Annotated in this window: 15 protein-coding genes, 1 tRNA gene and 1 pseudogene; 9 read left to right on the plus strand and 8 right to left on the minus strand. The window is 70.5% G+C overall.

The features are described from left to right. The first annotated feature begins 3 nt into the window (after window positions 1-3). Window positions 4-840 (plus strand): DUF3097 domain-containing protein, encoded by an 837-nt coding sequence (locus tag QM634_RS01475; protein ID WP_415041002.1) that lies wholly within the window; start codon window positions 4-6, stop codon window positions 838-840. On the opposite strand, the gene QM634_RS01480 is transcribed toward QM634_RS01475, so the two are convergent. From QM634_RS01480 to QM634_RS01490, 3 genes are all read right to left on the minus strand, one after another. Further along, a complete protein-coding gene (locus QM634_RS01480; protein WP_415041003.1) occupies window positions 821-1,573 on the minus strand; it encodes a TVP38/TMEM64 family protein in 753 nt (250 codons plus the stop codon). The genes QM634_RS01475 and QM634_RS01480 overlap by 20 nt on opposite strands. Then, a complete protein-coding gene (locus QM634_RS01485) occupies window positions 1,570-2,550 on the minus strand; it encodes a nucleoside hydrolase (RefSeq protein WP_415041004.1) in 981 nt (326 codons plus the stop codon). Before QM634_RS01485 ends, QM634_RS01480 begins: the two co-directional genes overlap by 4 nt. Window position 2,551: 1 nt before the next feature. Further along, window positions 2,552-2,637, minus strand: a tRNA-Leu gene (locus QM634_RS01490). Between the two features lie 61 nt (window positions 2,638-2,698). Here QM634_RS01490 and QM634_RS01495 point away from each other — a divergent pair. Both QM634_RS01495 and QM634_RS01500 read left to right on the plus strand, forming a co-directional pair. Beyond that, the gene (locus QM634_RS01495) at window positions 2,699-4,066 is read left to right on the plus strand and encodes a M20/M25/M40 family metallo-hydrolase (RefSeq protein WP_415041005.1); all 1,368 of its coding nucleotides are present in this window, start codon (window positions 2,699-2,701) and stop codon (window positions 4,064-4,066) included. A gap of 5 nt (window positions 4,067-4,071) precedes the next feature. Beyond that, window positions 4,072-4,611 carry a YbhB/YbcL family Raf kinase inhibitor-like protein gene (locus QM634_RS01500; protein ID WP_415041006.1) on the plus strand — a complete coding sequence of 180 codons (540 nt, stop codon included), beginning with the start codon at window positions 4,072-4,074 and terminating at the stop codon, window positions 4,609-4,611. A 6-nt stretch (window positions 4,612-4,617) separates the two neighbouring features. On the opposite strand, the gene QM634_RS01505 is transcribed toward QM634_RS01500, so the two are convergent. Continuing rightward, on the minus strand, window positions 4,618-5,736 hold the full coding sequence (locus QM634_RS01505) for a quinone-dependent dihydroorotate dehydrogenase (protein WP_415041019.1): 1,119 nt from the start codon (window positions 5,734-5,736) through the stop codon (window positions 4,618-4,620). A gap of 81 nt (window positions 5,737-5,817) precedes the next feature. After that, window positions 5,818-6,303 (minus strand): annotated as a pseudogene (locus QM634_RS01510) (DUF3093 domain-containing protein); the annotation flags it as partial. Between the two features lie 2 nt (window positions 6,304-6,305). Between QM634_RS01510 and dut the strand changes: the two are divergent. Both dut and QM634_RS01520 read left to right on the plus strand, forming a co-directional pair. Continuing rightward, window positions 6,306-6,752: a dUTP diphosphatase gene (gene dut, locus QM634_RS01515; protein WP_415041007.1), complete on the plus strand. Its 447-nt coding sequence runs from the start codon at window positions 6,306-6,308 to the stop codon at window positions 6,750-6,752. Window positions 6,753-6,788: 36 nt separating this feature from the next. After that, entirely contained in the window at window positions 6,789-7,541 is a 753-nt protein-coding gene (locus QM634_RS01520; RefSeq protein WP_415041008.1) for a DUF3710 domain-containing protein, read from the plus strand. Here the strand turns inward: QM634_RS01520 and QM634_RS01525 are convergent. Continuing rightward, a complete protein-coding gene (locus tag QM634_RS01525; RefSeq protein ID WP_415041009.1) occupies window positions 7,538-8,233 on the minus strand; it encodes an alpha/beta fold hydrolase in 696 nt (231 codons plus the stop codon). The genes QM634_RS01520 and QM634_RS01525 overlap by 4 nt on opposite strands. Before the next feature lie 71 nt (window positions 8,234-8,304). Here QM634_RS01525 and QM634_RS01530 point away from each other — a divergent pair, with 71 nt between their 5' ends. After that, a complete protein-coding gene (locus QM634_RS01530) occupies window positions 8,305-8,673 on the plus strand; it encodes an OB-fold nucleic acid binding domain-containing protein (RefSeq protein WP_415041010.1) in 369 nt (122 codons plus the stop codon). Beyond that, entirely contained in the window at window positions 8,666-9,334 is a 669-nt protein-coding gene (locus QM634_RS01535; protein WP_415041011.1) for a DUF3159 domain-containing protein, read from the plus strand. The genes QM634_RS01530 and QM634_RS01535 overlap by 8 nt, the downstream gene beginning before the upstream one ends. Here the strand turns inward: QM634_RS01535 and QM634_RS01540 are convergent. Both QM634_RS01540 and QM634_RS01545 read right to left on the minus strand, forming a co-directional pair. Next, the gene (locus QM634_RS01540) at window positions 9,331-9,990 is read right to left on the minus strand and encodes a potassium channel family protein (protein ID WP_415041012.1); all 660 of its coding nucleotides are present in this window, start codon (window positions 9,988-9,990) and stop codon (window positions 9,331-9,333) included. The genes QM634_RS01535 and QM634_RS01540 overlap by 4 nt on opposite strands. A gap of 21 nt (window positions 9,991-10,011) precedes the next feature. Next, the gene (locus QM634_RS01545; RefSeq protein WP_415041013.1) at window positions 10,012-10,677 is read right to left on the minus strand and encodes a potassium channel family protein; all 666 of its coding nucleotides are present in this window, start codon (window positions 10,675-10,677) and stop codon (window positions 10,012-10,014) included. A gap of 114 nt (window positions 10,678-10,791) precedes the next feature. On the opposite strand from QM634_RS01545, the gene QM634_RS01550 reads away from it, so the two are divergent. Then, on the plus strand, window positions 10,792-12,786 hold the full coding sequence (locus tag QM634_RS01550; protein WP_415041014.1) for an APC family permease: 1,995 nt from the start codon (window positions 10,792-10,794) through the stop codon (window positions 12,784-12,786). A 4-nt stretch (window positions 12,787-12,790) separates the two neighbouring features. Beyond that, window positions 12,791-13,438 (plus strand): TRAM domain-containing protein (locus tag QM634_RS01555; protein ID WP_415041015.1); only part of this gene is annotated, 648 nt, incomplete at its 3' end.

Consider the following 13,438-nt stretch of genomic DNA (forward strand, 5'->3'; position numbering starts at 1 on the left):
GCCATGAGCACCGGATCGGGCGATCGTTATGGCCGCGACGTCCTGGCGTCGCCGCGTCGCCGCGAACCGCGCTATCGCCTCGTGCCGGCCGAACGCGGCCTCGTCGTCGAGGACGCCGCGAGCGGCTATTGCGGGGCGGTCGTCGGATTCGAGAAGTCCTACGACGGGCTGTTCGTGCGTCTGGAGGACCGCCACGGCGCCACCCGGATCTTCGCCATGCGACCGGCGGCCTTCCTGATCGACGGTGAGCCGGTGACGCTGGAGCGTCCGACGCCCGCCGCGTCGGCACCGTCGGACCAGCGCACCGCCTCCGGGTCGCGCAAGGCACCGGTGTCCCGGGCGCGGGTGGCCCGGGCGAGCCGCCTGTTCGTCGAAGGCGTGCACGACGCCACCCTGGTCGAACGGGTGTGGGGCGACGACCTTCGGGCCGAGGGCGTGGTGGTCCAGAGCCTGGACGGTCTGGACAATCTCGCCCGGGCGCTGGTCGACTTCGAGCCGTCGCCGACGCAGCGCGCCGGAGTCCTCGTCGACCATCTGGTGAGCGGCTCGAAGGAAGAGCGGTTGACCCAGTCGCTCGGCCCGCACGTCCTCGTCGGTGGACACCCCTACATCGACGTGTGGCAGGCGGTGAAGCCGGCGTCGGTGGGCATCGAACAGTGGCCGACGATCCCACGCGGCACCGATTGGAAGACCGGGATCTGTGCCGCCCTGCGGTGGGGTTCCCCGTCGGACGGGTGGCGGCGGGTGCTCGCCGGTGTGCGGGACTATCGCGACATCGAGGTTCCGCTGCTGCGGTCGGTGGAGGAGCTGATCGACTTCGTCACGGCTGCGCCGGAGTAGCGGACTGATCGTCGGCGCTGTCGTCCGGCACGGGTAGTGCCGCGTCGAAGACGAGGCCGGCGATGCCCAGCGCGAAGAAGAAGACGGTGGAGGCGATCAGCCACGGATTCGGTCCGCTGGTCACCGTGTGGCCCAGCAGGACGACGGCGGCGGTGCCGGGGAAGACGCCGAACAGGGTCGCGATCGTATAGGGGATCAGCCGCACCGAAGACAGCGCCGAGGTGTAGTTCGCCAGGGAGAACGGGCACGCGGCGATGAAGCGCAGCGATCCCACCGCCAGCCAGCCCCGCCGCGCCAGACGCGCCTCGATGGCGCGCACCACCGGCTGCTTCAGGTACGGCTGCACCTTCTCGCGGCCGATCACCCGGATCCCGATGAACGAGGCCACCGCGGCGAACATGGTGGCGCTCATCGCTCCCGTGAGTCCGAGAGCGGCCGGAAAGAGGATCCCCGACGAGAAGGTGAAGGCCGAGCGCGGCACCGGGAACATCGTGATGATCGCGTAACAGATGAAGAAGATGATGGGGAAGGTCGGACCGAGGCCCGACCGCCACGACTGGATTGAGTCGACGATGCCCTTGGTGGGGATGATGTAGGAGCTCACCATGATGACGGCGATCATGATGCCGACGACCACGAGCCGCCGGATGACCGTGCCGCGGATGTCGGCCTCGAGGAGTTCCTCGCCGCTGTGCGGGTGCTCGTGGTCGTGCTGCTCGTCGGGGCCGCTCACCCGCGCGATGTTACCCGTCGCGCGAGAGCGCCGAGGCTCGCGACCAGCTCGTCGACCATCGTCGACGTGTCGGCCTCGGTGACGACGACGGCGTTCGGCGGTCCGAGCATCCCGCGCCGGTCGGCGACGGTCATCGCCCGGGTGAGCGCACCGGTCAACTCGACCTCGACATGCGCGGCCACGCCGGTGACCCGCCGAGGGTCGAGTGCCACCATCGCGGCGAACGGGTCGTGCGCGTAGGCCAGATAGCCCTCGTCCTGTGATCGGTGGAATTCGAAGTAGAACCGCAGCGCCTCCGCGAGGTGGTGGACCAACGGGGCATCGGCGGCGCACTCCCGCAGGCGCTCGACGTCGGCGGGCCGCAGGATCATCTGTTCGGTGACGTTCAGGCCGCACACGATCGGATCGGGCGCGTCGGGGCGGTCGAAGGCGGCGAAGACCTCGGCGGCCGACTCCGGGTCGACGACCAGATTCCACTCGGCCACCGGTGTCGTGTTGCCCGCAGCGCCGAAGGCGCCGCCCATGATCACCAGCCGCTTCAGCTTCGTCGGGAGGTCCGGATCGGCGCGCAGCGCCAGGGCCAGGTTGGTCGACGGTCCGATGACCAGGCCGATCAGTTCGCCGGGGTGCGCGTCCGCGGCGGCGAGCCAGGCACCGGCCGCATCGACCGACGACAGGGCGGTGTTCGCCGGCGGCAGTGAGGCATAGCCGACGCCGTGGGGCCCGTGGGTGTCCTCGGCGGTGCGCAGCGCGCCGGCGAGGGGGACGGGGGATCCGAGGTGGACCGGCACGTCGTCGCGGCCGCACAGGTCCAACCAGGCGAGGTTGTTGGCGGCGACCACGTCGGCGGGCACGTTGCCGGCGGTGGAGGCCACCCCGACCAGCTCGACGTCGCCGCGGGCCAGGAGATACAGCAGCGCGAGCGAATCATCGATACCGGTGTCGCAGTCGAGGAAGAGTCGACTCTTCTCGTTCAAGTGTCCGAGGGGGGACTTGAACCCCCACGCCCGTTAATAGGGCACTAGCACCTCAAGCTAGCGCGTCTGCCATTCCGCCACTCGGACTCAGTGCGTCGATAACAGTAGCCGAGGACGAGGGGATTGCCCAAATCCCCATAATGGGAGGGTGACCACCTCCCGCGCGCTCGACGAAGTCGTCGATCTCATCGCCGAATTGATCCGTTTCGACACCTCCAACACCGGCGATCCGTCGACCACCAAGGGCGAGGAGGACTGCGCGAAATGGGTGGCCGACCAGCTCGCCGACGCCGGCTACGAGACCACCTACGTCGAGTCCGGCCAGCCCGGTCGCGGCAACGTCTTCGCCCGCCTGCCGGGAGACCCGGCGAGCACCGCGGGGGCGCTCCTGGTGCACAGCCATCTGGACGTCGTGCCGGCCGAGGCGGCCGACTGGTCGGTGCACCCGTTCTCCGGCTCCATCGCCGACGGGTACATCTGGGGACGCGGCGCGGTCGACATGAAGGACATGGCCGGCATGGCGCTCGCCCTCGCGCGCCAATTCGCGCGCGAGGGCACCGTGCCGCCGCGCGAGCTGGTCTTCGCCTTCCTCGCCGACGAGGAGGCCGGCGGGACCTGGGGTTCGCACTGGCTCGTCGAGAACCGGCCCGACCTGTTCGAGGGCGTCACCGAGGCGGTGGGCGAGGTCGGTGGATTCTCGCTCACCGTCGACCGGCCCGATGGCGAGCAGAAGCGGCTGTACCTGGTCGAGACCGCGGAGAAGGGGTTGTCATGGATGCGGTTGCGCACGACCGGCACCGCCGGCCACGGCTCGTTCCTGCACGCCGACAACGCCGTCACCGAGCTGGCGGCGACGGTCGCCCGCATCGGTGCCCACCAATTCCCGCTGGTGTTGAGCGACTCGGTCACCGAATTCCTCGCCGCCGCGTCGGAGGAGACCGGGCTGGACCTGGGCGTGCAGACCCCCGACCTGGAGACGGCCCTGTTCAAACTCGGCGGGCTGGCGCGCATCATCGGCGCGACCCTGCGCGACACCGCCAATCCGACGATGCTCCAGGCCGGCTACAAGGTCAACGTGATCCCGCAGACCGCCGAGGCGGTCATCGACTGCCGCGTCCTCCCCGGGCGTCAGGCCGCCTTCGAGGCCGAGATCGACGCACTCCTGGGCCCGAACACCACCCGCGAATGGGTCACCCACCTCGAGCCGTATGAGACCACCTTCGACGGGCACCTCGTCGACGCGATGAATGCGGCCATTCTCGCCCACGACCCCCAGGGTCGGACGGTGCCCTACATGCTGTCCGGTGGCACCGACGCCAAGGCCTTCGCCAAACTGGGGATCCGGTGCTTCGGGTTCGCACCCCTGCAGCTGCCGCCCGAGCTCGATTTCGCCGCCCTCTTCCACGGGGTTGACGAACGCGTACCGGTGGACTCAGTGTTGTTCGGTACCAAGGTTTTCGAGCATTTCCTGATGCACAGCGCGCCCGCCCCGGGTGTGCGCCCGACCGAGAGGTGAATCCCATGCCCGCTTCTGGCTTCGACCCGTATGCCGCCCTGCCACAGCTGCCCGGCTTCTCGTTGACCTCCACCGACCTTGCCGATGGCGCCGCGCTGGCGCCGGCCCAGGTCAGCGGGATCATGGGAGCGGGCGGGCAGGACGTGTCGCCGCAGTTGAGCTGGTCCGGGTTCCCGGAGACGACGCGCAGCTTCGCGGTGACGGTGTACGACCCGGACGCACCGACCGCATCGGGCTTCTGGCACTGGGCGGTCGCCGACATCCCCGCGTCGGTGACCTCGCTGGACTCCGGCGCCGGCGACGGTGAGGCGGGCTCCTTGCCGCAGGGTGCGGTGACGCTGGCCAACGACGCCTCGCTCAAGCGCTACATCGGCGCCGCGCCGCCGGCCGGGCACGGACCGCACCGCTACTTCGTAGCCGTGCACGCCGTGGACGTGGAATCGCTCGAGCTGCCCGATGGGGCAACGCCGGCCTATCTGGGGTTCAACCTGTTCGGCCACGCGATCGCCCGATCGATCATCGTCGGCACCTACGAGCAGGTCTAGGGCCCCTCAGGCGTCCTGACCGACGACGTCGCAACCGACCGCGTCGGTGATCGATGCGAAGCCGGCGCCGCGGACCCGCGCGGCGAGACCGGTGTGGATCCGATTGGCGTAGAGCGGTCCGGCATAGATGAAGCCGGTGTAGCCCTGCAGCAGCGTCGCACCGGCCCGGATGCGGTCCCACGCGTCGTCGGCGTTCTCGATGCCGCCGACGCCGATCAGGACCAGCCTGTCGCCGACGCGGGCATACAGGCGTTTGAGGACGGCGAGCGACCGGTCCCGCACCGGCGGGCCGGACAGTCCGCCGGCACCGGCGCGCGCGACCTCATCGGCCGGCGAGTGCAACCCGTCGCGGGAAATCGTCGTGTTGGTGGCCACGATTCCCGCCAGTCCGGTTTCGACGGCCAGGTCGGCGACGGCATCGACGTCGTCGTCGGCCAGATCGGGCGCGATCTTCACCAGCACGGGGCGGTCCGTGGCGGTCCGCACGGCCGCCAGGATCGGTCGGAGCTGCTCGACGGCCTGCAGGTCCCGCAGTCCCGGTGTGTTCGGCGAGCTGACGTTGACCACCACGAAGTCGGCGAGCGGACCCAGGAGTTCGGCGCTGCGGGTGTAGTCGGCCGCGGCGTCGGCGAGATCGACCGCCTTGGTCTTGCCGATATTCGCGGCGATCGGCACCGGAAAGGCCGCGCGGCGACGCCGATCGCGCGCGAGCCGACGGGCGGCTGCCTGCGCCCCGGGGTTGTTGAAGCCCATGCGGTTGATCAACGCGTGATCGTCGGGCAGGCGGAACAGCCGCGGCCGGGGATTGCCGGGCTGGGCCTGGCCGGTGACCGTGCCCGCCTCGGCGTGGCCGAACCCGAGTGCGCCCCACGAGCGCGTGGCCGCCGCCTCCTTGTCGAACCCGGCCGCCAGTCCCACCGGGGCGGGGAAGGAGGTCCCGAACACGTCTTGGCGCAGGATCGGGTCGTCGGCGACGAGGGCGCGCCCGACCAACCGGCCGACGCCGGGGATCGTGCCGACCGCGCGGATCACGCGGGACATGATCCGGTGGATCGTCTCGGGGGGAAGGCGGAACATGAGCCAGAGCAGCGGCGGATAGAGGACCGAGTTGGCGGCGGTGACCAGTCGCGAGCGCTCCGGCGGGACCGGGGTCGGGGCGTCGGGCGAGCCGGCCACACGGGCATCGGCGATGCCCATCGCCGCGAGCAGCTTCTGCGGGTGGCGCGTGGACACCAGCCAATAGGGAGTCGGGTCGTCGGGATCGTCGAGGACGAGCAGGGCCATCGGGCGGACCCAGCTGTGGTGGACGAGGAATGCTGCCGGATCGAGTTGGCGGCCCATCGCCGCACTCTTGGCACTGGGCGGCACCGAGGCGCCGCGGCCGATGACGTCGCGAGGCAGGACGGCCGTGCCGGCGTGCAGCTCGCCGTCGGCGGTGACGCGGATCCGGTGGCGGCTCACCGAGATCAGAACCGCGATGAGCAGCACCGCGAGGACGGGGAAGGCCCACCAGCTCCAAGCGGCCCGATGGGCGCCGAGCCGGATCTCGTAGCCGAGGACCGCGGTGAGCACCGCGGCCGCAAACCACCACCAGAGCGGCACCCACAGCCGCTCGACGTATCGGTCAGTCTGGGCGTCACTAGTCACGACGCTCAGCGTAGTCTGCGGGGGTGCCCGATCGAATTCCGTCATCCGTGCCCGCCCTGCGCATCCGCCGTCTGGACAAGGATCTGCCGCTCCCCGCACGCGCCCATCCCGGCGACGCGGGCGTCGACCTCTACTCGACGACCGACGCCGAGCTGGGACCCGGCCGCCGGCAACTGGTGGGCACCGGCATCGCGATCGCGCTGCCGCACGGCACCGTCGGTCTGATCCATCCGCGATCAGGGCTCGCCGCGCGCGCGGGGCTGTCCATCGTCAACACGCCGGGCACCATCGATGCCGGGTATCGGGGTGAGATCAAGGTTTGCTTGATTAACCTCGACACGGACGAGCCGATCGTCATCAAGCGCGGCGACCGGATCGCCCAGCTGGTGGTTCAGCGCGTCGAGTTGCCCGAGCTCGAGGAAGTCGAGGAACTCGACGACACGAGCCGCGGCGCCGGCGGCTACGGCTCGAGCGGCGGTCACGCCGCGCTGTAGGCGATCGGACGACAGGGGAAGCAGAGGAGGCCATCGATGGCAGGACATGCGCGGGTCGGTGAAGCGGCCGGGCCGTACGACATCGGCGATCTGGCGACCACCGCCGAGGAATTGGCCAACTCGCACCTGGATCTGGGCTCGGTGCTCGTCCCGGTCGTCGAGGGCGGCCAGGTGAGTGTCGAGATGTCCGCCGACAACCACCCCGAGGCCGTCTACCTCCTCACACCGGTCGGCCGGGTCACGGTCGCCGCCTATGCCGCACCCAAATCACCCGGTCAATGGCGAGAGGTCGTGCGCGAGCTCGCCGACTCCATCCGCGCCGACGGTGCCGACGCCCGCACCGAGGACGGCCATTGGGGGCGAGAGATCGTCGCCGCCGTCCCGGGCGACGAAACACACCGTTTCATCGGTGTGGACGGGCCGCGCTGGATGGTCCGCTGTGTGGCGAGCGGCCCGCCCGAGACCGCGATGCAGTTGGCGCAGTTGGCCCGCGCCGTCCTGGCCGAGTCGGTGGTGCGCCGCGGCACCGATCCGTTCCCGCCGCGCGAACCCCTGCCGCTGATCCTTCCCGACGTGCTGGCCGAGCAGGTGCGGATGGCCCAGTACCAACTCGCCGACGAAGGACAGCTCGCCCTCGACGACCTGCCGCCGCAGCACGCCGCGCCCGAGCCGGGCTACGAGTCCGCCCCCGGGCCGCTGGTGCAGCCGACCGCCCCGGTGCCCGCCGATCCGCCCACGGGACCGATCTCGCAGGGCACCGCGATGCAGCGGTTGCGCCGCCGCTCTTAGCCCGCCGCCTCGGTCCACGCATCGCGGGCCAGTCGGCCGAGCAGCGCCGGTTCGCGCACCCACGCGTCCAACGTCGTCGAGCGCACGGCCGAGCGCTCCGCCGCCGCCGCCCACTGCTCACCGACCGCTCGCGGGTGGATCGGATCGTCGTCGGAGACCACCACCGCCAGCGGCACGCGCAGCTGTGCCAATTCGTCGACGGTCGGCCCGACCAGGGCGGCCGCCGCGCGCAGTTGACCGATGAGCCCCGGGTAGAGGCGGCTCCACGACCGGGCGAGTTCGTCGGCGAGCCACGGCGGACTGTCGGCGGCCATCGCGGCGATCGTCGCGTCCAGCCCGTCGCGCTCGAGGGCGTCGGCGGTGACCGTCGCCGACGCGGCCGCCGGACTGCGTACCGGCGTCCCGGACCACGGCGGCAGCACGGCCCACACACCGGCGCACCGCTGCGGCCCGGCCCGCAGCGCCCAGGTCGTCGCGACGGCGGCGCCGATGGAGAATCCGCCGGCCAGCACGGGGCCGCTGCGGGAGGCGTCGTCCAACGCGGACAGGTAGTCGGTGACCAGGTCACCGCCGGGTTCCAGCGCGATGAGAGGCAGTCCGGCGGCTCGGGCCGCCGGACCGAAGGCGCGCTCGCAATAGTCGGCGTCGGAGCCTGTTCCGGGCATCACGACCAGCGGTGTGGGACTGGGCATGACTAGATCCTGCCGCAGGTCTACCCTGGGACGGGCACACGGGATCGAAACACCAACCCTGGAGGGGTGAGATGACCGCAGCGGGTTATCTGCGACGGATGACGCGCATGCTCGTCGAGGACCTGGAAGTCTCCGACGCCGCAGAGATTGCCGACGAATCGCGCTCCCAGGGCGCGCAGCAGGCCTCGGATTGTTGTCGCGGGGAGCAGGTGCGCATCTTCGGCGAACTCCGCTCGGTGGAAATGTGCTCGAAGAACGGCAAGACCGGCGTGGTCGCCGAGTTCTTCGACGGCACCGACACCGTCAAGCTCAAGTGGTTGGGCCGCAACCGGATCCCGGGGATCGAGCCCGGCCGCAAGCTGTGGGTGTCCGGCCGCGTCGGTGAGATCGACGGCGTGAAGGTCATCTTCAACCCCTATTACGACCTCGCCGGTGACTGAGTCCGACACCCGACCCGCCGACGACGCCGACGAGACCCGGACCCTGCTCGAGCAGATGGGCGGCGTGTCCGGCCTGATCTACTCCACGCTGCCGATCCTGGTGTTCGTGCCCGCCAACACGTGGTTCGGTCTGCGGGGCGCCATCATCGCCGCGCTGGCCACCGCGACCGCGATTCTGCTCTACCGCCTCGCCCGCCGCGAGGATCTGACCCCGGCGCTGTCCGGGTTCCTGGGTGTCGCGATCTGCGCCTACATCGCCCATCGGACCGGCAGTGCCAAGGGCTATTTCCTCTTCGGGATCTGGACCATGCTGGTCTACTCGGCCGCGCTCGTGCTGTCGATCATCGTGCGCTGGCCCCTCATCGGGGTGGCGTGGAACCTCGTCAACGGCTCGGGCACCGCGTGGCGCAAACACCGGCCCACCCTGATCGCCTACGACCTCGCCACCGCCGTGTGGGCGGCGGTGTTCATCGCGCGCTATCTCGTGCAGTCGAACCTCTACGACACCGGACACACCGGCCTGCTGGCGACGACGCGCATCGCGATGGGCTGGCCGCTGACCGTCCTGGCGGTACTCGCCACGGTCTACTTGGTCCGCCGGGCCGACCGCTCCGAGGAGACCGTGGCGGCCCTCGACGACGTCGACGGCGAGCGCGCCTAGTCCAAGCGCATGGCGGCCTTGAGGTCGCCCTCGACCTCCTCGGGGGCGACGAACACCAATTCGTCGCCGCCCTCGACCGAATCGTCCGGCTGCGGCGCGATGACGCGGGTCCCGCGCAGGATGGCCACGAGCGCGGCGTCGCGCGGAAGCTCCAGCTTGCGCACCGGCCGACCGGCGAGCGGGGTGTCGTCGGGCAGGGTCATCTCGACGAGGTTCGCCTGACCCTGGCGGAAGGACAGCAGCCGGACCAGGTCGCCCACGCTCACCGCCTCCTCGACCAGCGAGGCCAGGATGCGCGGCGTCGAGACGGCGACGTCCACGCCCCAATCATCGTCGAACAGCCACTCGTTGCGGGGATCGTTCACGCGGGCGACGACCCGGTGCACCGCGAATTCGGTTTTCGCCAACAGCGCGACGACGAGATTGGCCTTGTCGTCGCCGGTGGCCGCGACGACGACGTCGTACTGCTGCAACTGGGCGCGCTCGAGATTGCTCAACTCGCAGGCGTCCCCGGACACCCATTCGGCTCCGGGCACGCTGTCGGGCTCGACATGCGAGGGGTCGCGTTCGATCAGGGTCACCTCGTGCCGGTTGCCGAGCAGCTCGCGCGCGATGGAACGGCCGACCGCGCCGGCACCGGCGATCGCGATTTTCACAGCAGGCCTCCTGCTCGGGAATCAGTCATGGGCCGGTCGCGGTGCGGCGGCGGTCGCGCGGACGGCGGTCCGATCGGCGGCGCGGACCGCGGCGTAGACGAGGTCGTCGTCCTGCAGCGCCGTCCGCGGTTCGGGGAGGATGGGGCGGCCGACCCGGTTGAGGAAGACCACGCGGCAGCCGGTCTCCTCGCCGAAGCGGGCGACGGACGTGCCGATCCACGACTCGTCGAACTCGATCTGGATGAGGTCGACGTTGCCACTCGGGTCGCGCCAGGCGACGGCGTCCACGTCGTCGTCCAGTTCGGCGACGAACCGCTCGGTCGTCCACGGCACGGTGGCCACCGTCGGGATCCCCAACCGGGCGTACACCTCGGCACGACGTGCGTCGTAGATGCGGGCCACGACACGTTCGACGCCGAAGGTCTCGCGGGCGACGCGGGCCGCGACGATGTTCGAGTTGTCGCCGGAGGAAACGGCGGCGAAGGCATCGGCGGACTCGATTCCGGCGCGGATGAGGACGTCGCGGTCGAAGCCCACCCCGCGGATCGTCGACCCGGTGAAATCGGGGCCGAGCCGGTTGAAGGCGTCGGGGTTGCGGTCGATCACCGACACCTCGTGACCGCGGCGCTGCATCGCGTCGGCGAGCGAGGCCCCGACGCGTCCGCAGCCCATGATGACTATTCGCACGAGTGAGAACCTACACCCGCGAGGATCGGGGCAGACGGTGGCGAGTGCAAACCCCGCTCGACGCCCCGGTGCGGGGGTTCGCGTGATCGGGGGGATGGGCCTAGTGTGATCGGAGTGTCCACGCTGTCCCAGGTGCCCGTCGCCGTCAAACGGCTGCTCGTCGGCCGCCCGTTTCGCAGCGACCGGCTGGGCGAAACCCTGCTGCCCAAGCGGATAGCCCTCCCGGTCTTCGCCTCCGACGCGATGTCCTCGGTGGCGTATGCACCACAGGAGATCTTCCTGGTCCTGTCGATGGCGGGACTGGCCGCGTACAGCTACACGCCGTGGGTCGCGCTCGCGGTCGCGGTGGTGATGGTCGTCGTGGTGGCCAGCTACCGGCAGAACGTGCACGCCTATCCGTCCGGCGGCGGCGACTACGAGGTCGCAACGGTCAACCTCGGGCCGCGCGCGGGACTGGTGGTCGGCAGTGCGCTACTCGTCGACTATGTCCTGACCGTCGCCGTGTCGATCGCCTCGGCGACCGAGAACATCGGGTCGGCGATCGACGTCGTCCACGAGAACAAAGTCTGGTTCAGCGTCGCCATCGTGCTGTTGCTGGCCGCGGTCAACCTGCGCGGCCTGCGCGAATCGGGGGCGATGCTCGCGGTGCCGACCTATTTGTTCATCTTCAGCGTGCTGGTCATGCTCGTCTGGGGCTTCGTGCGGGTCTTCTTCGGCGACGGGGTGCGGGCCGAGACCGCCGACTACGGTTTGCGCGCGGCACCGGGACACTGGGCCGGGTTGGCGATGGTGTTCCTCCTCGCCCGTTCGTTCTCCTCGGGCTGTGCCGCGCTCACCGGTGTCGAGGCCATCAGCAACGGTGTCCCCGCCTTCCGCAAGCCCAAGTCGCGCAACGCGGCGACGACGCTGTTGCTGCTGGGCACCTTCTCGATCACCCTGCTGCTCGGCTTGGTGCTCCTGGCCCGCGAGGCCGGCGTCAAGTACGTGGCCGATCCGAAGACCGAACTCACCGGCATTCCCGACGGGTATCAGCAGCGGTCGATGATCGCCCAGCTGGCCCACGCGGTGTTCGGTGGCTTCACCCCGGCGTTCTACGTCGTGGCCGTGGCGACCGCGCTGATCCTGATGCTCGCCGCGAACACCGCGTTCAACGGCTTCCCGGTGCTCGGCTCGGTGTTGGCGCAGGACCGCTACCTGCCCCGACAGCTGCACACGCGCGGCGACCGCCTGGCCTTCTCCAACGGGATCCTCTTCCTGGCATTCGCGGCGATCGCGTTCATCGTCGCGTTCCACGCCGAGGTCACCCAGCTGATCCAGTTGTACATCGTGGGCGTGTTCGTCTCGTTCACCCTCAGCCAGACCGGCATGGTCCGCCACTGGACACGGCTGTTGCGCACCGAGTCCGACCCCGCCGCACGACAGCGGATGCAGCGGTCGCGCATCGTGAATGCGATCGGGCTGGTGATGACCGCGACGGTCCTGGTCGTCGTGCTGATCACCAAGTTCCTGGCCGGCGCCTGGATCGCGATCCTGGCGATGGCGCTGCTGTACGGGCTGATGCAACTGATCCACCGCCACTACGCGAACGTGCAGGCCGAGCTCGACGCCGCCGTCGACGAGGACGAGGTGATGCCCCCGCGCACCCACTCGATCGTGCTCGTGTCCTCCCTGCACCTGGCGACCCGGCGCGCCGTCCGCTACGCCCGCGCGACCCGGCCCGACACCCTCGAGGCGATCACGGTGAACGTCGACGACCGCGACACCCGCAAGCTGGTCGCCGAATGGGAGGCCAGCGATCTCACCGTGCCGCTGAAGGTCATCGCCTCGCCGTACCGCGAGATCACCCGCCCGGTCGTCGACTACGTGCGCCGCGTGCGCCGCGACAACCCGCGCGACGTCATCACCGTCTTCATCCCCGAGTACGTGGTCGGTCACTGGTGGGAGCAGATTCTGCACAACCAGTCGGCGCTGCGGCTCAAGGGGCGGCTGCTGTTCGAATCCGGGGTCATGGTGACCTCCGTTCCGTGGCTGCTCAGCTCGTCGGACCGGCTCAAAGACACGCCGCACTACGAGGCACCGGGGGAGACCCGTCGCGGCGTCGGGCGCTAGCCCGATGTCGGGGCCGCGACGATTGCTGACCTGCACGACCACTGCGCTGGCCCACGGCGGCGCGGGGGTCGCGCGTGTCGACGGGCGCGTGGTCTTCGTCACCGGTGCCCTGCCCGGGGAGACGGTTCTCGCCGAGGTCACCGACGACTCGCGTCCGGCCTTCTGGCGGGCGCGCACCGTCGAGGTGCAGTCGCCGTCGCCCGATCGCGTACCGGTGTCCTGTCCGGCGGCCGCCGCCGGCGCCGGGTGTTGCGACCTCGCCTACGGCACGGTGCCGGCGATCGCCCGGGCCAAGGCGGGAATACTCGCCGACGCCCTCGAGCGCATCGGCGGACTGACCCCGCCGCCGGCTCTGTCGGTGGACGCCGTCGCGGGCGGAGAGTCGGGTCACCGGTGGCGCATCCGGGCCCGCCTCGGCGTCGACGACCGGGGCGCCGTCGGATTTCGCGCGGCCCACTCCACGGCGATCGTCACCGAGCCGTGCGCCGCACCCACCGCGGAGATGACCGCAGCCGTCGCCGCGCTCGACCCCCGCGACCTCACGCCGGGTGCCGAGATCGCGGTCGTGCACGACGACGACGGGCGGGTGCACGTGGTGGAGTCGGTGACCGCGGCGCCCCGCCGCGGCGGTGGCGGTGGTGCGCGCGCCGCC

This window comes from Gordonia sp. (in: high G+C Gram-positive bacteria) (assembly GCF_047606305.1).
Lineage (GTDB): Bacteria > Actinomycetota > Actinomycetes > Mycobacteriales > Mycobacteriaceae > Gordonia.